Annotated in this window: 20 protein-coding genes; 3 read left to right on the forward strand and 17 right to left on the reverse strand. The window is 35.4% G+C overall.

The features are described from left to right. Window positions 1-122 precede the first annotated feature (122 nt). The 15 genes from FE005_RS12860 to FE005_RS12930 form a co-directional block, all read right to left on the reverse strand. Entirely contained in the window at window positions 123-824 is a 702-nt protein-coding gene (locus FE005_RS12860; RefSeq protein WP_138371921.1) for a hypothetical protein, read from the reverse strand. A 15-nt stretch (window positions 825-839) separates the two neighbouring features. Then, a complete protein-coding gene (locus FE005_RS12865; RefSeq protein WP_103300819.1) occupies window positions 840-1658 on the reverse strand; it encodes an ABC transporter ATP-binding protein in 819 nt (272 codons plus the stop codon). Between the two features lie 606 nt (window positions 1659-2264). Beyond that, window positions 2265-3248: a zinc-binding dehydrogenase gene (locus FE005_RS12870; RefSeq protein WP_103300818.1), complete on the reverse strand. Its 984-nt coding sequence runs from the start codon at window positions 3246-3248 to the stop codon at window positions 2265-2267. Between the two features lie 116 nt (window positions 3249-3364). Next, window positions 3365-5425, reverse strand: coding sequence for a pectate lyase-like adhesive domain-containing protein (locus FE005_RS12875; RefSeq protein WP_138371922.1), 2061 nt, complete (start codon window positions 5423-5425; stop codon window positions 3365-3367). Window positions 5426-5900: 475 nt separating this feature from the next. Continuing rightward, entirely contained in the window at window positions 5901-8411 is a 2511-nt protein-coding gene (locus tag FE005_RS12880; RefSeq protein WP_138371923.1) for a sigma 54-interacting transcriptional regulator, read from the reverse strand. Window positions 8412-8553: 142 nt separating this feature from the next. Next, window positions 8554-9258: an HAD family hydrolase gene (locus tag FE005_RS12885; protein WP_113849657.1), complete on the reverse strand. Its 705-nt coding sequence runs from the start codon at window positions 9256-9258 to the stop codon at window positions 8554-8556. Further along, window positions 9252-10079, reverse strand: coding sequence for a PTS system mannose/fructose/sorbose family transporter subunit IID (locus FE005_RS12890; protein WP_060814759.1), 828 nt, complete (start codon window positions 10077-10079; stop codon window positions 9252-9254). The genes FE005_RS12885 and FE005_RS12890 overlap by 7 nt, the downstream gene beginning before the upstream one ends. Continuing rightward, window positions 10076-10885, reverse strand: a complete 810-nt coding sequence (locus FE005_RS12895) for a PTS mannose/fructose/sorbose/N-acetylgalactosamine transporter subunit IIC (RefSeq protein WP_113849656.1) — start codon at window positions 10883-10885, stop codon at window positions 10076-10078. Before FE005_RS12895 ends, FE005_RS12890 begins: the two co-directional genes overlap by 4 nt. 12 nt (window positions 10886-10897) lie before the next feature. Continuing rightward, the gene (locus FE005_RS12900; RefSeq protein WP_138371924.1) at window positions 10898-11389 is read right to left on the reverse strand and encodes a PTS sugar transporter subunit IIB; all 492 of its coding nucleotides are present in this window, start codon (window positions 11387-11389) and stop codon (window positions 10898-10900) included. 32 nt (window positions 11390-11421) lie between these two features. Further along, window positions 11422-11838 (reverse strand): PTS mannose transporter subunit IIA, encoded by a 417-nt coding sequence (locus tag FE005_RS12905; RefSeq protein ID WP_138371925.1) that lies wholly within the window; start codon window positions 11836-11838, stop codon window positions 11422-11424. A 234-nt stretch (window positions 11839-12072) separates the two neighbouring features. Beyond that, window positions 12073-13020, reverse strand: coding sequence for a Cof-type HAD-IIB family hydrolase (locus FE005_RS12910; protein WP_252711938.1), 948 nt, complete (start codon window positions 13018-13020; stop codon window positions 12073-12075). Then, window positions 13007-13873 (reverse strand): lytic exoenzyme target recognition domain-containing protein, encoded by an 867-nt coding sequence (locus FE005_RS12915; protein ID WP_135172317.1) that lies wholly within the window; start codon window positions 13871-13873, stop codon window positions 13007-13009. The genes FE005_RS12910 and FE005_RS12915 overlap by 14 nt, the downstream gene beginning before the upstream one ends. A gap of 1087 nt (window positions 13874-14960) precedes the next feature. Beyond that, a complete protein-coding gene (locus FE005_RS12920) occupies window positions 14961-15647 on the reverse strand; it encodes a YoaK family protein (RefSeq protein WP_138371926.1) in 687 nt (228 codons plus the stop codon). A gap of 1093 nt (window positions 15648-16740) precedes the next feature. Continuing rightward, a complete protein-coding gene (locus FE005_RS12925; RefSeq protein ID WP_138371927.1) occupies window positions 16741-17064 on the reverse strand; it encodes a hypothetical protein in 324 nt (107 codons plus the stop codon). Window positions 17065-17171: 107 nt separating this feature from the next. Then, window positions 17172-18344 (reverse strand): phospholipase D-like domain-containing protein, encoded by a 1173-nt coding sequence (locus FE005_RS12930; protein ID WP_175413550.1) that lies wholly within the window; start codon window positions 18342-18344, stop codon window positions 17172-17174. 1106 nt (window positions 18345-19450) lie between these two features. On the opposite strand from FE005_RS12930, the gene FE005_RS17055 reads away from it, so the two are divergent. The 3 genes from FE005_RS17055 to FE005_RS12950 all read left to right on the forward strand — a co-directional run bounded on the left by FE005_RS17055 (window position 19451) and on the right by FE005_RS12950 (window position 20627). Next, complete coding sequence (locus tag FE005_RS17055) at window positions 19451-19639, forward strand: hypothetical protein (RefSeq protein ID WP_242386830.1); 189 nt, start codon at window positions 19451-19453, stop codon at window positions 19637-19639. 183 nt (window positions 19640-19822) lie between these two features. Further along, complete coding sequence (locus tag FE005_RS17060; RefSeq protein WP_138372222.1) at window positions 19823-20083, forward strand: hypothetical protein; 261 nt, start codon at window positions 19823-19825, stop codon at window positions 20081-20083. A gap of 352 nt (window positions 20084-20435) precedes the next feature. After that, on the forward strand, window positions 20436-20627 hold the full coding sequence (locus FE005_RS12950) for a hypothetical protein (RefSeq protein ID WP_138371930.1): 192 nt from the start codon (window positions 20436-20438) through the stop codon (window positions 20625-20627). Between the two features lie 50 nt (window positions 20628-20677). Here the strand turns inward: FE005_RS12950 and FE005_RS12955 are convergent, their stop codons facing one another. Both FE005_RS12955 and FE005_RS12960 read right to left on the reverse strand, forming a co-directional pair. Then, window positions 20678-21001 carry a hypothetical protein gene (locus tag FE005_RS12955; RefSeq protein WP_138371931.1) on the reverse strand — a complete coding sequence of 108 codons (324 nt, stop codon included), beginning with the start codon at window positions 20999-21001 and terminating at the stop codon, window positions 20678-20680. A gap of 2 nt (window positions 21002-21003) precedes the next feature. Continuing rightward, a complete protein-coding gene (locus FE005_RS12960; RefSeq protein ID WP_138371932.1) occupies window positions 21004-21864 on the reverse strand; it encodes a hypothetical protein in 861 nt (286 codons plus the stop codon). Between the last annotated feature and the right edge of the window lie 239 nt (window positions 21865-22103).

Consider the following 22103-nt stretch of genomic DNA (forward strand, 5'->3'; position numbering starts at 1 on the left):
TACATTTCTTATGGACGTAGGCGAATACTGAAATTAATCATTTAAAAAATCTTTTTACAGACTGATGTTCATTCGTCTATGAACATATATTGTCACGCTAAGTTTTTTGCTGAAGCCCCCATTTAGAAATCAATCTTTTTGATTCTCCAATTAGCTATCAGATAAAGAATAAGGATCACAAACGCTGTATACACAAGATCGATTGCTGCAACGGACCCTACTCCTAAAAAGCTAAGTAAATACAATGGTGTCTCAAATAGAAAAGAAAGCCCGATATTGGCAGCACCAATCGAGATCAAAATTGGTAACAGGATCAGCAACAAAATCGTGATAGTCATCAGTGTTACCCCTTCGTATTTAACAAAAAACGCTAAAATCAACGCAATGCTCAAATAGAAAAGCGGACACAAAAGATAAGCCCCTATCGAAAGCAGAACTGGTTCCCAGGGAACTGTCACTTGAAAGCCAAATTGAAAGACTAAACTAAAAATCAATAATAACATTCCTGCCACAATACCTAGAGCAAATGCAGAGAGCAAAAGCGAAAGAAGATAGTTTCTTCTGCCTTTCTTTGTTTTAAAGAAGAAATCGCCAATATGCGTGTTTTGATCGTCTATTAGGAAATGAACGGCTAGTATAGGCAATAAAATAGGGAAAATAAAGTTAACCGCGCTCAGATAATCAGTGAAATCCAAAGGATCTCCCATAAAATAGTTTAGGAATGGCAATGCTAAACAAACTAGGCTAACTGCAATTAAATACTTGCTGCCAAAAGAGACGACGCGTCTTCGAATATCTTTTCTTGTTAATACGGATACATTCATCATTCTTTCTCCTTCCTACATTGAAAAATACAGCTCTTCCAAATTTGATTGGTATTTTTTTATTTCAGTTGGAAATAAATCAAAACGAACAAGTAATTTCATTAATTCAACTCTTACCGAAGCGTCTACGATAAAGGTTTCATTCAATTGTTCATATTCTCCAATTTGGCCGATCAATTTCTCAACGTTGGCTATGTCTTCTTTTGAGAAAACAAATTGATAACGCTCTTTTGCGCCGAGTTCCGCATGATAGACAATTTCGCCATTCTTGATGAAATAAGCTCTGTCACAAAGTTTCTCTAAGTCTCTTAAAATATGGCTCGATATGATTATCGAGAGATTTAAATCTTTCGCAAGGTGTTTCAGTGTGTCAATGGTTGCTTGAATTCCATCTGGATCAAGACCGTTCATCGGTTCATCCAGAATCAATAAATCATTCTTATTAATGAGTGCGATTCCCATCCCTAGACGTTGCTTCATGCCTAAAGAGAAGTTCTTTACCTTTTTGTTTTGATAGCCTTCCATGTTAAAAAGCGACTCGATATATTCTAGCGGGTAACTATCATTAGACATAGCCTGAAAATAAGACAAGTTTTCTCTTGCTGTCTTGTTTGGAAAATACTTTGGTCCATCAATCAACATCCCCACTCGTTCATCGCCAGTCACTTCCCCTGTATAGTTAACCGTTAAACCGCTCATTATCTTCATCGTGGTGGTCTTACCCGCACCATTCGGACCGATCAAACCAACGATTTCTCCCGGTCGAACGTCGAGGTCGATATTGTTCAAAATCGGTTTGTTCTCAATCGTTTTAGAAATTTGTTTTAATTCCATTCTACCCACTTCCTTTTCATTTACTATCACCAACCGTTAAAATCACGCCTTTTAAACGAATTTCTTAAAATATTTCTTCCGCTAACTTGTTCAGACTTGTAATTCCTAATGCTTTAGAAAGAAATGTTTTCTTTCTGAAGCGGATAAGTCCGCCATTACCTTCTTGAGAGGAAAAAATACCACTCATCTACAATCTAAAGACATGAAAGTTCCCACAACAATTTTTTAGAATCAGGCCTTTTAATTTTTATACCTTTTATGAATAAACAGTGATGTCTTAATTATATGATGAGACGATCTTTAAGAAACGTCAATTGATAACCTCTTTTAATGAAAAATTGTCATTTTCTCTTTGTACAACTTATTACAGAAACTAGGGTCCAAAATCGACCAAAAATTATTTTCCCATGATAGGCAAAATTTTTCTAGTTTAATAAATTTCGCGAGAAGCGAATAAAAATGAACGTGTAGGGACAAAATGAAAAAGACCAGCTTACTTTCTTATGTAAACCAGTCCTTTCTAATAAAATGATTACTTTAGATTTTAAAAACAGCGGTTTTCAACTAGCACCGTGTATGAATTATCGGATTTGAAAGAGTCCTCCTTTATTGTTCATCTCCAGGGATTAGAACGATTTTACGTTTTTCCTCATTTCTTTCGAGGATCGAATGAGCCCAAGAGGCATCGGAAAAATGTTTGATGAGAATATTGTTTTCCAGTAATTTTCCCTGACCAAAATAGCGATTTATCTGTTCCCCAGCAGACTGAAGTTGAGAAATTGTAGCTAAACTAATCACAAATCCTTTGATTTGTTTATTCTGGGTATAGAAAGACTGCACGGAAAAAGCAGCTGGTTGAATCGGTGCTGTGATGAGTCCTAGGACACCATTAACAGATAAGCAGTCCAGGTTTGTTTGTAAAGAGACTTGTCCAGAAGTATCAATCACAAAATCGACCCCTTGAGGATGCTTTTGATGAATCAGCTGAACTAGATCATCTGTATGATAACTGTAACACTCTTGGGTGCCTAAACTTCGGAGCCCACCAAAGGAATCAGGATGGCTCGTTGTTAAAACATGAGCACCTAAGTCACAAGCAATCTGAATCAACTTCTTTCCTAAATGCCCCGCGCCTCCCTCAATCAATAGTGTTCTTTCACCAGATAAATTTAGCACATCCTTCAGCAAAATAGCAGCAGTGGCTGCTGAATGTACAGAAGCAACAAGTTGCAATGGATCACAGTTTTCCGGCACGCGAAACAAGCGCTCCTCTGGAATGGCAGCGAGTGTACTGGTAATTCCTTGACGGCCTCCATAGCCCATGCTATTGGTCCAAACCCATTCTCCCACTTTAAACTTACTGGTTTTCTCACCTGCATCAATGACTTTTCCTACTGCATCACGTCCAATAATAAAAGGCAAAGGAATGGGTGTTTGGTAACTTCCAGAACGAATAAAGGTATCGACATGATTCACAGCAACACCGCATACTTCAATCAAAACTTCATTTGGCGAAATTTTCGGATCTGGCAACGTTACAATTTCTATTTTTTCCGGCGATCCAATGTGTTTAATCACTGCTGCTTTCATGTTTCTTATCTCCTTTTTATCCTTATGACGGCTTAAATGAATCCTTATTGTTCGTTCTTGGCGGCATAACAAGAACAAACGTTAAAAGCTTTGTTTTCGTTTTGAAAATCACTTTATTATTGAGGACCATTTGTCAAAGTCCAAGTTAATTGTCCTTCATATGTTCCTTTTTGATCTGTCGGATGAACCGTCATTCGAAGACATTCTGCGAGTTTAATCTTGGCAGCTCCTTTGCCTTCAAAAACCGGTTGGTACGTTGAGTTGATTTGAGTTATCTGTTCTTGTTCAACAATGCTCAATCGATGTTTTAGCTGATCCCCGTGACTATTCTGCAGAGGTTGTTCTTCGCGAACAGACAGGAACCACTCCTTCTTTTTACTGCTAGTATCATTCACTCGTATTTCTTGGTTACTTGGCAGATTCACAAACTCATCCGAAGCTGGAATTTCTTGCTCTTTGAAATCGAGGGTATCTGGTATTTCGAAGCGAGGTCCAACGTATTTGACTATTGTACTTGCATCGGATGATAATTCATTCAATGTTGCCACTGCAACAACTTTCGTCCCTTCTTTTTGTTGTGGAATTGGCAGCAGATATTTTCCGTTTTTGTTGACCGTTCCTTTTGCGATTTCGTTATCATTCACTTTGATTACAATTTCCGCTTTCGGTTCAGCCGTTCCACTTACTTGCGTACTTTCAGTGGTCAATGCCTCAATCGTAGTTGGGGCGATCTCTGTTTTCTTTGAAAAACTGCCGCCAACAATTTTCCCAACTTTTCCTGAATCAAAATTCTTTAAGAAAGCTGCATTAGTTGATTCCAAGTCTAACGTTCGTTGGCCAGTTGTATAGGTATCTAGAACAAAACTTGCGGTTAAGGGACCTTCATAAACAGCATCTGGTTCTTCTGATTCGGTATTTTTTACTTTCCACGTACTTAGTCCCTTTGAGGAATCAATATGAACAGTTGTTGGAAGCGCCCAGGCCCCCAAAGCAGGCCCCTTACTATTGGAAATCTTGAAATTGGAACCTTCAAGGAGATTTAATTTGTTCCCAGTTTGAAGTGTTGCCTGCAGTCCTTCAGAGGAAGCAACCAATGTCCCATTGCTTTTGACTGTCACTGATCCATTATAAAGCAGAATCGCTTCTTCATCAGTTACCTTTGAACTTGTGTCTAATGTTCCAGCATGATCAATTACCAAGTTTCCTCCTGCTGCACCACGAATGGCAGAGTCCACATCGGAGTCGATCGTTACATTTCCGTGGACAGCAATGTTTCCGTTAGGATTATACATAGATAGTCCTAATCCTTTTGCAGCTACTTTTACATTTGCTTTTGCACCAACGTTTAGGCCGTCGCCTGTATTAAGAGCAATGTAATTTGCGGTATCTGTAAATTTCACCATCGCATCTTTTGCGATGTTTAACTGCTTTCCTTGAAAGATTTCTTCTAAATTGGCACTTGCTTCTATGGTTCCTTCCAAATTTGCCGTTCCATTCGCCAAATAAATAAACTGATTTCCTGTTGAAGTCACGTTCTTATAGTTAACAGTCACGCCTGGATACTCAGACCAGAAAAGCGGATAGATAGGCTGATTGGTTAAGTGAATGTCTTCGATCCCACATACAGCGTTGTTTAACGCTACACCAATTTTTTGATAATTCATATCGATTGTATGACCATTTCCAAGAATCTTTTTATTATTGAAGATATTAAATGTTTCCAATACTTTAAGATCCTTAGCTAAAGTAATCGATTGTACCTTTGAGTCAAGCAACGCAGCCTTAAATTCAGGATATGTGTTTACCGTCACAGAGTTCTCTATTGATGCCTTTTTCAAGTCTTTTTTTGCACGGTACTCTTTTTTTCCTTCTGACTCCATTTGCTTGTCCGAAATCGAATCTTCAGTTGTATTTAGAGTTTTTTTATCATTGGATGGTCGTTCGTCACTAGTTTTAACTTCAGTACTTGAAGATGAAGACTCAGAATTTGGACATTGCGATGCCGCTATTGAACATTTGGATGAATCATTCTTGAATGAATCAATAAAAGCTGAACTATCAGAACTAGCGGAAATTGTTCCATTCTCTTCAGCAAATCCTATTTCAGTTTTGCTGATACATCCAGCTGTAAATACGACCAGAACTAGTAAACAATAGATTTTTGCTTTCTTTTTCATATCAATACTCCTTCATCTTTTTTTAGTTATTCCATTTTTCCATCGGTATATCCGTTACTTTTCGTCGGAAAGAATCACATATTGTGCAAAGAGGCCAGCATCATTTCACCCTTCAAAGTAAGTCCAACAATCGTTCTACCTATCTCAATCATCCACTACTTCGATCAATTCTTGAAACGAGCATTTAAAACTTTCTCTTTAATATAAAGTGGATCACCATATATTTTTATTCTCTCATGAACAATTTGTCGCTTCTAGTGCAATGTTTTTCTTGGGAGCTGAAAAAATGCTGTTAATAAAATAATAAACAAAAATGGTTAAAGGGAACGCCCTTTCCTTTTATCTATAGCTGAGCCCATAGAAAAAAGATCTGAACGGTAACTACCATCTCAGATCTTTTTTCGTTTTTATGCAATTTGTTAAAAACACCTGTTGAATATTCTCAAAGGTTTCAGTTGATCATTTTTATCAAGCTTTATCCTAACAAAATCTCATACACGATATACAGTTCCCAAGTCGATACTTTGATTTTATAAAATTGCTCTAGAGTATAAAAAATCATCTGTGCATTCTGATAAAAAGGTTTCTGGTTTATTTTTAACTTATTGATGTCTTCCGGTACAGGATAATCTTCGGCTCCAAGAATTGTTCGTTCCACCATCAACGCCAAATGCATCATCAAGTTGAATTTCATTTTTGCATTCAATCTTAAGTTGAACCTTTTCTCGCACTTCTCTACCACATCTTCTACTTGACGAATAATGACATCAGGGTTCAAGAACTCTAGCTTTTCTGACAGTCCTTCTTTTGAGAAAAAATGGATGAACTCTTTGACTAATAATGGCACGCTACTTGGGTGAATCAAGTTTTTCAGTTGTTTATTCAAATGTCCCTCTGCATCTTCATCTAGTGCATCAATCAAGTTGATACTAGGAACAGCCGCCGAATTATCTAGGTAAGAAGTGGTTACGATCAATGCGGTTTCTTTCAAGTAACCTTCTTCTGATGAGGCGCGCTCTAATGTATTCACTAGTTCACTATAATTCAATACAATCAGCTTGATATCAGGATTAAAATATTTCTCGCAAATGGCTTTGATTTGTTTGGCGACGTCTCGGCCAGATATACTGGCTATGATGACATTCTTTTCTACAGCAAACCCTTCAAAATATTGAATATTCGTAACAAAATCCTGCTCTGCCGTTTTGGCAATCTCGTAAAAAAAATGCCCATTTATTAGCTGCTGTCCGATCTCTAATGCGAAAGAGGTGGTTAAATTATTGATCACTAATAGTTCACCAAGAATCTGAGGTTTTAAACTTTTATACAAATGTGTCAATGAGCCCATATCTACTAGCATGATGACCCCTTCAGAAGTATCTCTTTCTGATAGCCAATCGCTAACTTTCAAAACGATATCTCTTGCGGAAGAAGTCAAAGGCATATCAATGGCATCAAAAACATAGTCACCGCACATTTTATTTGCCACAGCTTGGATGCTACTAGCGGTGGTATTTCCATGAGCAACAAGAAGCGCTTGATAGTAAATATCTTCTGTAACTTTGCCAATAAGCAGCACTGCCAGAAGAAAATTTGCTATTGGTTGAATCTCATCGGGTAATGTCTTTGTTAAATTTGTTGATAAAAGCAAGGTTCTTGGGTATTCTTTTGAAAGAAGATGACGTTTCTCTGTTATTTTTTTCGTAGTAGTCTCGGTTTGTAATACTTGTATTAGCCGACAAACTAAGGAAGCAGCATCCTCTGTCAAAGATTCATTATCAATCACTAATCGGTTTTGCTGTTGAATGCTAGTGATAATGTTTATTGAAAGACTATCGTTCATCCAGGATATAGTTCGTTCAAGATACTTGTTATCAAAATCTTGTAACTTTTCTTTCATAACAATGAAATCACTTATATCAAGTAATGAAATCAGTTTCTGCTTCAAAAGATGAAGATTGGCCGAAGTTGCCTTTGGTGATGGTGGATAAGAGATTTGAATAGTATGTTCATTGTCCGATCCGATAAATAATGTTGAACTGTTTGGCGCTATCCGTAATGCATTGGCGCAATCCATTCTTACCTGGTTTGACAAGCTGCCAATGTTACCTGGAAGTTCTTGGTGGGTTAATTCAGAAAAAACATCATTTGAAATGACGATACTTTTCTTGATGCGCTTTGCCTCCCGCTCAAATAAATGGGTGACCAAATCTACTCTTTCGAAAATGGGTCGTTCATGAAAAGAAGGTAAATCCACAATTACTGAAATTCGACGATAAAAAGTAGGCAGTAAAACTTCTTCAGGCGCTTCTGTCGTCGCAAATAAGAGTCGCACATTTGCTTGGACCATCTCTGCTTCTTCGCCAACTGGACGAAATCTCCCGGTATCCATAAATTGAAAAAGCTTCTCCTGATTCTCATGCGAGAGTCGATGAACTTCATCTAAAAACAATACCCCATTGTCTGCCAAAGCTAAAAGTCCGCTTTTTTCCTTTTCTGCTCCAGTAAAAGCTCCTCGCGTATGCCCAAATAGAATGGAAGACAATAGTTCGGGGTTATTCGCGTAATCAGCGCAATTAAAGACCAAAAACTTTTGTGCGCCTGGATATTTTTTCATTTGAAGATAATCAAAAATCAACTCCGCCAAAAAACTTTTACCTACACCGCTCGCCCCATGTAAGAGCAAGGGCAATCCTAATGGAGGGTATAAAACGGCTGACTTACACTTTTCAATGGCATTTTTTGCACTACCAGTACTGCCTATATACTGAGAAAAGACGTCTTCCACAAAAGTGTCATCTGAAACAAGCTCCCAGTAGACAGGCTTCGTTCCAACTTTACTTACGATGTTTTGATTTAGCAGTTCATTTAAGTACAAGCTGGTTGCTGAGCGACTCAACCCAATAGCGTTGGCAATTTCTTGCGTCGTCATGGCCTTTTCTTGTACTACTAGCTGTAGTATCTGTTCTCGTGTTTCTTTTCGCATATCTTTACCTCCCCCATAAAAAATACAGCATAGAAGAAAAAAAGTCACTCCGTCTCTGTAAGAGAATTAGTTCTGCTATAAACTTTCTTGTTAGGGGATAAAAATTCCTGTACTTTTTAAAAACGTTGATTGATTCCCCGATTTATACCCGATTAGAAAGCAATTGTGACAAAAGTAAAACGACAGCTTCTTCTGCATTTTTTGCTTGAATAATAGCTGATTCTCCCTTATCGCCAAACCGATTTAGCCAGATTGGCCGCCAGCCTGCCATTTGAGCGGGGATAATATCATTCGAATAGCTGTCTCCTAAATAATAGATTCGTTGTATTTGCTCTGGTAATTGCTTTGCCACTTTCTGAAAACAGCTTACATTGGGCTTCGCATCATCTATCTCTTCTGAGATAAACTGCCAATTTGGATCAATAAATTGATTAAGCATCAATTGATCGATTTTATTCTGCTGTTGCAACGTAAATCCATTGGTCAGCACGCCACATAAGATTCCGCTTTTCTTTAAGCTTCGCAAAAGAAGTTGCATCTCTTTTGATAGGAGTTGTTTTCCTTGGCGTAGATGGTAATAGTCGTCTAACTCAGAAATATTAACGATTGAAGTTGGCTGTAATGTTTGAAGAACTAACCGCCAGCGATCAGCCTTGTGCTTCCTGTTTCCATCTAAGTAGCTTTGATAGATCTTTTCACTGTTTTGGCGAAAGTTTCGATACAACCGTTTCAAAGCGAATTCATTCAGAGATCCAGGAAAGAATTCCTGGATCGTCTCCTTGAAGGCACAATAGTTATCTAATAATGTATCATCAATATCGAAAAAAACAGCTTGCTTATCTAACATATTCCTAACAGTCCCAAAATAATACCAAGAAACATAATCCCAAACATCACGGCGTTGACGTTCACTTTTTTCCGTAAGAGCCAAAAAGCAATCAATGTGACTGTTAATGGGACAATCCCCACAAATAACTGATCCAAATAATCTTGGATCTTCATTGCTTCCTTACTTCCTTCAACGCTTACTTCGAGAATGGTTTTAAACTTCACGTTGGATGCTGTCATTGAACCCATCATCATTAAACCAAGCATGCTAGATGCTTTCGTTAAAATCTTCATACCACCGGATTCATACATCCGCTGAATAAAACTAGCGCCAACCGAGTATCCGCTATAAAGTGCATAATAGTGAATCAAGAAGGCAGGAACGTTATAGATCACTAGAAATAAGATAGCACCTAATGGTGAGCCAGTCGCCGCGAGTGAAATACCGATTCCAGCTGCAATGACCCGCAAAATGCCCCAAAAGAAAGAATCACCGATCCCAGAAATAGGTCCCATCAATGAAGCTTTTACCGCTGTGATCGAACTCGGATCAAATTGGTCATCTTCGCTATTTTGTTTTTCCATAGATGCAACTAATCCCATAATGAAATTGTTGATATGCATCGTTGCATTGAACCAGGTCGTGTGACGGACGATCGCCTCTGCACGCTCTTCCTTCGATTGATAGAAACGATTGATTACTGGCAATAACGTATAGATCACACCTACTGCGTGGTATTGCGTTGCTCCTGTACGACTGGCGTTCATCGTCCATGAACGCCAAAAGACGGAGCGCATCATTTTCTTTTCTTCTTTGGATAAATTCTCTTGAAATTTCATGCGAAAAAGTCCTCCTCTTCTTCCGCTTTTGTCATCGGTCCAACATGGCGACTGTTTCCTCCATTGTTCACGTCGCGGATCTCTAAGTCTCGTTGCGCACTGACCACGCAGATCACTACACCAATAACTGCAACCGCAACTGCCGGCAATTGCAAATAAGCGGTTAGGACAAAACCTAAAATATAAAAGACCGACAGCTTCTTGTCCCACAAAAGTTTCATCAACATAGCAAATCCCACAGCCGGCAACAAACCTCCTGCTGCACTAAGCCCGTTCATCAAATTTTGAGGAATATTTTCAACAAATGTATTGACCGGACCACTGCCAACTAAAATACCAATAAAAGCGATAGAAGCGATAATCAAATAATAAATAAGCCACGTTCCATAATGCAAAAGCACGATCATTCTTTGATTATCCTCGCGAGCCGCCTTATCCAAGGATGGAGCAAAGATATTCATGAATACATTTTTTAAGAACATCACTACGAATGCAGCTAGCATACCGATAGGAACCGCTAATGTCATTGCTGCATTTTGTTCCACATTCGAAATAATTGCAAAAGTTGTTGCTAACGTTGTCGCTGTCACTGGTTCTGCAGCAATTACCCCACCAATATTTACATTTCCTAAAAAGACCGCCTCTAATGATGCACCCATTAGAATTCCAGTTTTCATATCTCCCATCAATATACCAGTTACAAGCCCTACCACTAATGGGCGCTCCAACATACTTTGACCAGTCAAATAATTTCCGGCAAAACAGATAAAGACCGCCAGAGCTGCCATCGTTGCATGCATTAACATTTCTTTCCCCTCCTATTTTAAAGCATCTTTTAAACTTAATTGCGGATTAGACGGCAAAACTTGGTTATAACAGGTAACACGGTCCAAACGCACCAATTCCCTTGCCGCAGCCAACTCATCAGGATTTAATTGCACACTCGGAAAAACCATCGTCTTTGTTGCTTTATCTGATTTGTCGAATCGACCAGCATTAGCAATGTTTACAGTTTCAACGGTTGCAACATTTTGAGCAATTTTGTTGGCATCTTTCACACTGTTTACAATCACAAAAATTCGTTTATCAGCTCCTCTAGGATCATTAAATAGTTGAATGGCCTCCTCGACGGATCGAATCAATAACTTCATTCCATTAGGCACCGCCATTTTCAATGTCATTTGCATCACTTCATTTTTTGCTGCCTCATCGTTGGCAACAACTAATAAGGGAGCATTCAATTCTTTTGTCCAAACGACAGCCACTTGTCCATGGATCAGGCGATCATCTACGCGTATTTGTGTTATCATCTTTTTTCCTCCTATAAATTCTTCTTATTTATCTAAAAAAGTGCTTCTTCCTCTGGTAATTGAGTGGACACTAAGCGAACCTGACAATCATTAATTGCTTCATTGATACTATTGTGAGTGAAAATTTCACTTTCAGGAGTCAGAACTAATGATAAAATAATTGCCAAATTACTGTTAGAAATGACAAAGATCTGCTCCTTCTTGTTTCTCATCAGCTCGGTCACCGCTGTTTGATTGACACTACCACCATAAAGGTCAGTAAAGATAATGCCTTGTTCATCAGCGTTGATCGAGTTGATAAAATCACTAATGATTGGCGTATAATCCTCATTTGTCAAATATGCATCAACAACGATAAGATCAGCGCCTCGACCAGCTAATATTGTCAACGAATTTTGAAAACCGCTGGCTAGTTTTCCATGTGTTGCCACTAAAAATTTTTTTTTCATATCCTTCACCTCACTCTATTAAAAGCAAGATTCATGCCAAAAAATGAAAGGGTAAAAAGCCCTAAACTACAAGCTTTTTACCCTTTTTGGTCTGTTTAAACAGATTTTTTTATTTTAAACACATGATACTTTTCTTCACCTTCTAGTCCATTGACTTTGAGTCCCAAAAAGTATCACTTAATGACTTTTTATTGTAAATGGAATGGTTTGTAACAAGAAAAATTGTCTCTGATTCTAATTTATCAGAGATTGGATGGTATCCAAAACAGCACCAGAGTTATTCGTTCCAATCACAGTTGTCGCTGCTTCTTTAATCTTTTGTTGCGCATTTTCCATAGCAAAACTATTTTTGACACCCCTGATCATTTCTAAATCATTGCCGCTATCTCCGAATGTTGCCATTTCGTCTAAGCCGATTCCCCACTTTTCTCCTAAAATTTTTAGTCCGTTCAATTTATGAACTCCCGGGAGGATTAAATCGATGTCTCCATGTCCACTTGACACTGGAATCAGTATACCGGTTAAGGATTTTTTTAGAATGTGTAATTTTTCATTCGCGTCCTCTTCATCAAATGAAAGAGCCAGCTTAAAAATCGCATCATCTTCATCACCTATATCATATAGGTTAGCTATTTTTTTTAGTACAGGATAATAAAATTTTGCTTCATTTAGCGCGGAGTCTGATATCGTTTCAGAAATATAAGCGCTTTTTTTGCCGCATAAAATCAAATTTTTCGGTTGTAATTTTTCAAGAATTGCCAATGTCTTCTTGATATTCTCAGACGGGATTTCTGCATTATAAATATGTTTCCTTCCAATTAAAATATTTGCGCCGTTTTCTGCTACAAAAGCCATTCTTTCATAATGAGAAGGAAAAAAGGAACGTAACTGAAAATACTGATTGCCACTTGCTACCACAAATTTAATTTTCTTTTCTTCTAGGACCTGAAAAATCTGATTGAATTGAACGACATTATATTTCTTTTCATCATTTAAGAACGTCCCGTCCATGTCAACAGCGATCATTTTTATTGTCATTTTTATACCACCCTTCAAGGTGATTATAGTCAATGAAACGCGTTCCATGTCAAGAAAAATAAGCAAACGTAAATTTTTAATCATGATCTTCAAAATTTTAAAGCCGCCTAGGATAAGGCGGCTAATTTTGCTATTTTTTTCCATAGAGTAAATCATTTTTATTCCATACGGATAACCAGATCGACCCGCTATCTTTCAAATGAACATTCGACCAGAACCAGCCACCTGTTCCTTTTTGGGCATTCGTCGCACTGATCACTTTTGCTGAATCAAAAACGAAATAGCTGCCTTTTTCAATCACTTGATCGCTAGTTTTGTTCCCATTTCGATCAACCTCAATCACATCACCTACAGCAATCCCATTATCTGTCCAATTAAAGCCAGTTGGTACGAGATCATTGGATTTGATTTGCCAAAGCCCATTTATATGCTGTAGATCATCTACTTTATAAACTTTTAGCCTTTGGTTGGGTGTAGGATTTGGATTGGTCTGATTGTTGAACGGTGGTCTGATCCACCCTTTGATAACACCCCATGAGTCATTGTATTTAATATAATGCTTTTGAACTCGTTGAACATTGTTAAAGTTTTGATCCGCTACCGTCATCCCATTCTTATCAGCATTAATAACAATTCCTGTATGTCCCCAAGGTGAGCCATATACCTGATATATAAAAATATCTCCTGTCTGAGGATAAAGATTAGCGCCATCTCTGATAACTTTGAAACCATTCTTATTACCCGTATTCAATAAATCAATTGCGCCAGCCCCCGAAAAACTTGTTCCAAATAGATCATAGGCATACTTGTTGATATAATCAAAGCATTGCGCCCCGTACACGCCATCAAAATCATAAGATTTACCAATAGAGCTATTTACCCAGGATGTTGCCTGAGAAGTCGATGTGGCAGAGGCATTTTCAGAGAAGAAAAGACCACCAAAAGTAACAACAAATAAGCCCGCAACAAACAAAAGACTCTTACGAAATTTTTTCATGTTCATCTATCTCCACACTCCTTCGTTTCTTTATATTAAAACCCATCATGATGGCTTAATACCTTATCCTAAGTCAGATTAAATAGCAATTAATAAATTAGTAGAAATATATTTTTTATTTTCTTAATTATACTATGCTCGTTTCTTTGAATCAATAATTTATTCATAGATTATTTTATTATCAAAAGAATATTTGTTGCTTTGTTTGACAAAAAAGATCTTCCCAAAATGGAAAAATCCTTATTCTTAAGTATTATTTTTTCTAAGAGAAGTTATTTTAATGAGCAATGGTGCTTTGGAGAGACATGAAGACTAATTATCCTCTTTTCTCTTTTCTAAATATTTGTAAGTGACTATTTTTTATCGTGGTATAATTTAGGAAAAAGGAGGAGTTCAAAATGTGGCTTTTCAGTTTTGTTTGGTATGGTTTTATTGGCTTTGTCTTATACTGGATTATTCGGCTTGCTGTTAAACATGGCATTAACGATTCCAAAGAAGTATGACACTTCTTTAGTTTGACGACTGTTTGATAACGATACTAAAGATTAATGTAATAATCACCTATTCTTAACGAACTAAGGAAAAATTGAATTGAACGTAAAAATCTCTCCTACTTAATTCCGTGTAAGAGAGAGTTTTAGTTACAATAATCATTCTGTAAATAATATTTACTTTTTTGGTTATTATGTGACTCTTTTGAGAGAAAACTGATAAACTATTATGGCTCTATGGCTCATCCATCAAAAAGCAAATACTTGGAGACACTAGCTAATAGATTAAACTTAAAAATATAACTTTTCGTGAGACTCTATTAACAAATTTGATACGGGCTCGATTACATTATCTTGTGCCTTATCTGATCAATTAGGTAGTGTATTTATAATCAGTTGGTTCAACAGTCTTTTTGAAAAGTCAGAAAGACAGAAATTATTTTGCGCTTTTTTAAACTCCCCAATTGCCATAACTATCTCACATGTTCTTTTGTACGAATTTCATCCACTAATTTCTCTTTTCATCAATAATACTTAGTGGTCATATGTTTAAAAATAAGACTTAGCTTGTTTAACATACATGTTGCTTTGACGTTTTATTTATTCGTCTTCTTGGCATGGTAAATTTCAATAAAAAAAGAAATGGTAAATGTGATCGTTACTATCCAAATCGAATACATTTTTAAAGACTGGCTGATAAAGGCTAGTAAACATGCACCAACTATGAAAGAGACAACGACTATAGTATAGTTGTGTGCATTCCGTTTTTGCATGGAAGATTTATCTTTTGAGGTCAAATACAAGTACCACTCGTTAAGCATCTTACGATAATTCCCCGAGGTCATCATAATCGTATAAGGATTTCCTTCAATTTGAGTACCGCTAAACGTCAGCATAAGTAAACCACTCCCGAAAGCAAGAATACCAATTTTAAAAAGCTGAAGATCATGAGGTAATAATGGAATGACAAAACTAGATAAAATCGCAGGCAACATGGTGTAACTTCGCCAGTAGTCACTGAAGTTACTCCGTTTAAGAAGAATCCCTAATAAAAAACCTACTGTGAACATGATGATAGATAGGATTTTAGGAAGCATTTGCTGCCAATCATTTTGAGATAAATTCGACGCCATCAATATTATATTTCCGGTCTGTGTAGCAACTAGTCCATGGAAATAATTGTGACAATAGACATCTATTGCTCCTCCTGAAAAAGCCATTAGAATAGCAAACAAACGACTATTGTTCGAAACAGCAGGAACTTTGGGAAAAATTTTTTGCATAGTGGACTCCTCAACACTTTTTAAATTTTGTAACCAGATTTACACTTAACTATTCTACAGAAACACACCATTAGGAGGCTGTCTCATCAAAGAAAGCATCCACTTAGCATTCATTCATGTGAGCTAAAATGTTCTCCTCTATTCTTAGGGAAATCAGTTAATTTTCTTTCGTGGTTTTCATTTAACAGAAGCAGTATACTCCTCAGAATTGTTAATAAATGGAGATAATAATGAGTTTTCGCTAAAATATTCTGAAGTCTCTAGCTTTTTTGATGAAAAAACCTATTATATTCTATAAGTATTTTGAACTTTTATTTGATAAAAATCCAGTTATTTATAAAATGAAAGTGATTTTATAAATTGTTTTCAATAAGTAAGTATGCAAAAATGTTTTAAAAAAATATTACTTGTTATATGAATCAATTAACAAGTCTCTATTGTAAACAAAGCCCACTACAATTCAAAAAGCATCAAGTGAATTTATGGAAAATGATATACTTTCACTAAAATGAAAGCAGGAAAGTTATGAGTAAAAACTTTAAGAGACATGTAATACGGCCATCAATCTATTCTTAGTGTTACTAGTGTTCTTCTCTATTGCTACGATTATTTTATTTATTCAAAAAAATTACCTCTTTTACCTACTAAGTTTTATTTTTATTCCAATGATATCTTGGTATTACTATTTATTAAAAAGATCGATAAATAAATTCACAGATGATTAAAACTAATGTAGTTTGTTGCGAAGAAGTATTCGGTGATTAGTAAAACGAAGATTATGATTGAATTTGAAGCAATGAAGAAAGGCCTTAGCATGGCTAGGGTCTTTGATTTAGTAAAACATTATTGTTAGATTTTATGTTTGTGATTGGACTAGCAAATAAGAATTCTGTATCTCTTGTTTTTTTATTTTTTGAGTATAGCTAATCATATTCGTACTTTTGTGCTACACTTCATACAGTTCTGATAGTTGAGGACTATGTCTCACATCATTTCGAACGTATGTTTGTACTTTGACAAAAAACCTCCTACCCAGAATCGAGTACGAGGGATTTTGATTTCTACACATAAAAATCTATTATTTCTCTATTGATTATTGATTTGTTAAACCCATTAACGTAATAAATAGAAAGATACCAAAACTAATAATTGATACGAGTACCATGCCTCCAAAAAATATTTTTTGGGAGCTATCCTTCTCATTAAAAAGGCTATAATAACAACCAATTATTGACAATAAAGGAATTCCTAAAAAAAGAATTAATGTTGACGCAAGATTGTTTTGTACAACACTATCTAAAAAATTAGATAGGGCCATAAAAGATTGGTGAAACACAGACATTTTACCAAAAGTACCATAGGCTAAATGCAGCCAAATCAATAATAGAAAAGGAACTATTCCTACCATTTTTTTCATAATTAATGTCTCCCTATATAAGTTGATTTGTAACTATTCGAAAAAGTTGTCGGAAGATTTTGGGGTGGTATTAAATTCCAAGAATATCTAATCAGAAAAGTTTAAAATTATTCTTGCTGTAAATTCGTATTATCAATTCTTCTATTCAACTTATTGTATTTAGAAACAAATTTCCCTAATTGTTCTCGCCCTTCAGAGACCGTATCGATATACTCTTGGATAAAATCCATTAACTTGATTAGATCATCACGTAATTCATACATTCGATTTTGGGATTCATGATATGCCATATTTTGTGCTATTTCGAGAGAAGAATTGTCTTCTAGGTATCCAATTGAACTATGTTCCAATTCCTCAACCAAATTCATGATGAATTCATACTCATCAAATTTTTTTCCTTCTTCGATTCTCAATCCTAAGTTAGCTATTTTAGTACAAAGAAATTCGGTAGTTTCATCATAAAATTTCTTGAATTCTTGTAGGTCCTTATCATAATTAAAGTAGGTACTATCTAAATCAGTTAAATGGTCACAAAAAAATTCTAGCATATCTGATACGTGAATTAGTCTCTTCCAACGCAACTCGTCAGATGAATCCTTACAATCGTTAAATTCTTTTCCTACTCCATATTTCGTACCAGTAATATAAAAACTTGTTTGAGAAATATCTGTTAGTACTCTTTGAATATAGTCCTCAACATAAAATAGAGCTATTATATTATCCAATAAAATCTCACTTTCAATTGAGTCGTAGTATCCTAAAGACTCCTTTTCAATCTCTGGAATAATTTTATTTGTCAAGTGTCTTAAAAAAGAAGGATTTCGTGATATTATCCCTGATTCATAATTATTACCACTAGCCTCACTGAAATTCGCTGATCCTACAAAAGCGATCTCATTTGTCATGATAATTTTAATATGGTTATTAAAGTTGAAGTACATAGTCAACAGATAACCAAATTTTTTTGGATTGAAACTCTCTACATATTTACTTATTTTTTGTCTTGATTTACTTTTACTTCCTTTATTATAATACTCTTCAAATCTTCCAGGAATATTTGTAATAATTTTTACTGGAATTTCGTTTTTTGTAGCTTCTAAAATAGAATTCATTAAAAAACTATCTTTACTATTTTTACTTGTCGGAAGTGAATATGTAACTACAACAATAGATTTTGCATTACTGAATGAATCAATAACTTCTTGAAAACAAAGACTATCTTTACTAAATATAAATTTAGTATCTGATTCATCAAAATGAAAACTTTCAAAAAAGACCAATGTTTTTCTCCTATCATAAAAAATTTTTTTACTCCATATCTATGAAACCTTATTTAAGTGTACATGCCAATCTAATGTTTCTGTGTTAGAAATACCTCGATTTTTTGTATATCAATACATAGAAGAATCACTAATCTTTTGAAAAAACTCTGCTTCTTTGAACCAATTTTTTACCATACAAACAACTTATAAACCATCAATTTTCGCATTTGTCTTTTTTAGTGGTGTCCTACTACATATTTCTTATCTAGAAACATCAAGCATTTCTGATAACACTTGTTGAGTTATCTCTTTCTCCGTTTGTCTTAATATGAGTAGATAAACTATCGGTTTTCGGATTTTTCACATAATTTTTTTTCAAAATTGAGAATGGTTCCTACTTAATATCTAAACTAGGTATTTGTTTTCCATCCGCATAACATATTATATTTTGACGAGTAATCCCTATCATTTTTAACAACTTCTTTGGACTTAGTTTATTTTTTAGAATTTTCCTTATCTTAAATCTAGGCTCTTGTTTAATTTGAATGCAAAAAAAAAGCATCTCCTCCATAAGATACTTTTATATTATACCAATAGCAATAAAACCACAACTGAAAATGTAATATTGTTTGTAACCCACTCCTATTGATCTTACTTTTAAAATCTTATTTCTTCGGCTCATCCTCGTCCATTTTCAAAACGGCCATGAAGGCTTCTTAAAATATCTCATTTTTATACCCTTTTCTATCCTTTTATCCAGATCTATTTGAGCGTTTATAATCGACTTTAATACAGTGATGTATTTCTATGTGCTCTTTTATATAGAGTTATTTTAATTTCTGGAATATTATATGTTTTTACATTTTTCGTGGGAATAATGTGGGAATTAATAATCTGTTCGCTTTACAAAAAAACGAATAAAGGTTCGTACAAATTCCGTGAGGAGTGATAATTATGGGAATGATTAAACATTACGAGGACCGGAAAAAATTAAAATGGATAGGTTTCTTTTTATCGGAACATACAACAAGTGTAAATAAAGTTGAAAAGGAACGAGCTACACTTACCCACCTAAACCGGAAATGGAAATTGAAGAAATTGGAGAATTTCTTCAAGAGGCTCTCTTGAAAAATAAAAAGATTGCTGTTCAGCTTAACTACACCCAGAATGACAAATTCTTGCCGGACATTGTAGGCTGCCTTTCCGGGCATAATGAAATAGGAATTTACGTTGATTCTACTCTCGTTGAATATGAGGAAATTCGAAATGTAGAATTTTACGCCGGGGAGCTAAAATGGTTTGATCTCTCATGAATGTAATCAGTCAGTATGAGCAGGGCTATATTTCTTATTCAGAGTTTGTACAGGAATTTCCTGATAGTATATCTGAATCTCAAGAGTGCGTTTTTGGAACTCGTTGCGTTGATCATTATGTCAAACTTACTTTAGGGAAAACTAATTTTAATTACTATGTACAACGATACGGTGGCGATAATCATGAAGTCATTGAAAGGTGTAGTTTCGAAGCCACGAGTGTTGAAAATATCGAGGACCCCTTTAGTGCGTTTCTCGCTGGATAATGTAAATTGTTTGATCGCTGCACACAGTCTCAACTTTTTAGCAGATGTGGACGAAGGAATGCGGATAGTAGTTGCTGGTGAGTTTAACGATCGTAAGCAGTTTGTTGTGAAGAAGTATTCGGTGATTGGAAAAACGAAAATTATGATTGAATTCGAGTCTTTGAACAGATCCTTTTGAGCCCTGAAAAGGGCTATTTTTTTACAAAAAAGGCAGGAAAAGCTTGATTATCCATACTATCGATAGTATAATATAAATATAGAAAGTGAGACATAGAAAAAAGAGAGCCCGAAAATTAGAAGTTGGCTTCGAAATCACACTTCTAATATTCAAGTTCTCAATCAAACTTAGCTGGGGTGGTTAACACCCCCTAGCTTCTATGTTCATTATACCATGAAAAAAGAATGGAAAAATATAATTATCACTTTAGAGAAAATTAAATTAGATTGGAAAGTGACTCTTGCCTGGATAGGTTTCATCGGATTAATCATTTGGCTTATTTGGTTTAAGTAAATAAAGGAGGCGTGTACCCTTGGAAGAAAATAGCAAACAGACTGAAGCAAATAAGAAATGGCAAGAAAAAAATCGCGAACACGCAAGATATTTGCGCAACCGCAGTACGACTAGATCATTTCTTCGCAAACAAGCTACTCTTGAGGATATAGAAGAGATGGAAAACTTAATATTGGAGCGCAAAAAATCCCTCCTACTCGATTCTGAGTAAGAGGGTCTTTTTTATTTCAGTTGAAGATCCATTATTTCCCTATCTATGCGTTATTGATTTGCTACACCCATTAACGTAATAAGTAGGAAGAAGCCAAAGCTAATAATTGATACGAGTACCATAACCCCAAAAATGATTTTTTGATAGTTACTCTTCACATTATAAAGACTATAATAACAACCAACTATTGATAAAACGGGAATTCCTAAAAAAAGAATTAATGTTGACACAAGATTGTTTTGTACAACCCGATCCATAAAATTAGATAGAGTCATAAAAGATTGATGAAACACAGACATTTTACCAAAGGTACCATAGCCTAGATGCAGCCAAATCAATAATAGAAAAGGAACTATTCCTACCATTTTTTTCATAGTTAATACCTCCCTATATAAGTTGGTTTATAACTATTCGAAAAGGTTGTTGGAAGATTTGCAGGTGGTATTACACCCCAAGGAATTGTTGGTTTCATTACAGGCAAGTCTCCAGTCCCGTAATAAAAAGCTTGATAGACCAATTTTGAACAATAATTTGGATTTTTATTTTTCAGAAGTGAATCAATCTTATAATCAATATGGATATCTTTTGTTGCAGTACCTTTTGAAGAGAAATAATGCGTATCAACATACCTAGCAACTTTTTTAGCTAATTTAGAATCTGATATTCTATATATGCTTGTCCAATCTTTAATATGATTTTTAATCCATGTTCTTTTTGAATATTGATGATTATTATCTGGAATTCCTTTTTTCCATCCTTCTCCGCCACTCATCTCCAGCACTGTATTATCAGAATTCATTATCGCAGCATGACCTATCACACCGGTTGGAAAATTGCCACTAACTATTAAAATATCACCAGCTTTAGCATCTTTACAAAATTTATTAATATTGTCTTGTGCAGACCGAGCCTGTCTTCTGTTAGAATTTTTATTTTGCAGTAAAGGCAATTTTGTATCACTCATAACACCATAGTTATTCATTTCTAACCATTCGTTATAGCTAACAGAATCAAGTATATTGGATTTAAAAAAATCATAGTTTGGTCGCATGTACTTCTTCTCATCATCAAGCCAATTACTTTTAGGATAGAGTGCTGGATCAATAATATTCTCTTTTACAGCATCATCATATATTGTACTTGCATCTGTAGTCTCAGATGCATATGCTTTCACTCCGACTACCAATAATAGTCCTAACAATACACTAAATATTGAACGCTTTATTTTTCTATACATTTAATCGACCTCCAATTCATAAACCAACTTTAAATGAAGAACATGTCCCAAAAGAAATAAAACACTGAACAACTTATATTTTTACTACTCTTAAGCATATATTTCTTTTTTTTACTCCTTTCCAACTGAAATAACTTCACAACTAAGTTATAACACACTAATAAATACAAATAAATTGTTTTTTTATCTTTTTTATAAATATCAAACAAATAGCGTAATGGGTGTTTTTATTCTATGTA

Origin of the sequence: Enterococcus sp. M190262 (genome assembly GCF_005843965.1) — a bacterium.
In the GTDB taxonomy this organism is placed as follows: domain Bacteria; phylum Bacillota; class Bacilli; order Lactobacillales; family Enterococcaceae; genus Enterococcus_D; species Enterococcus_D gallinarum.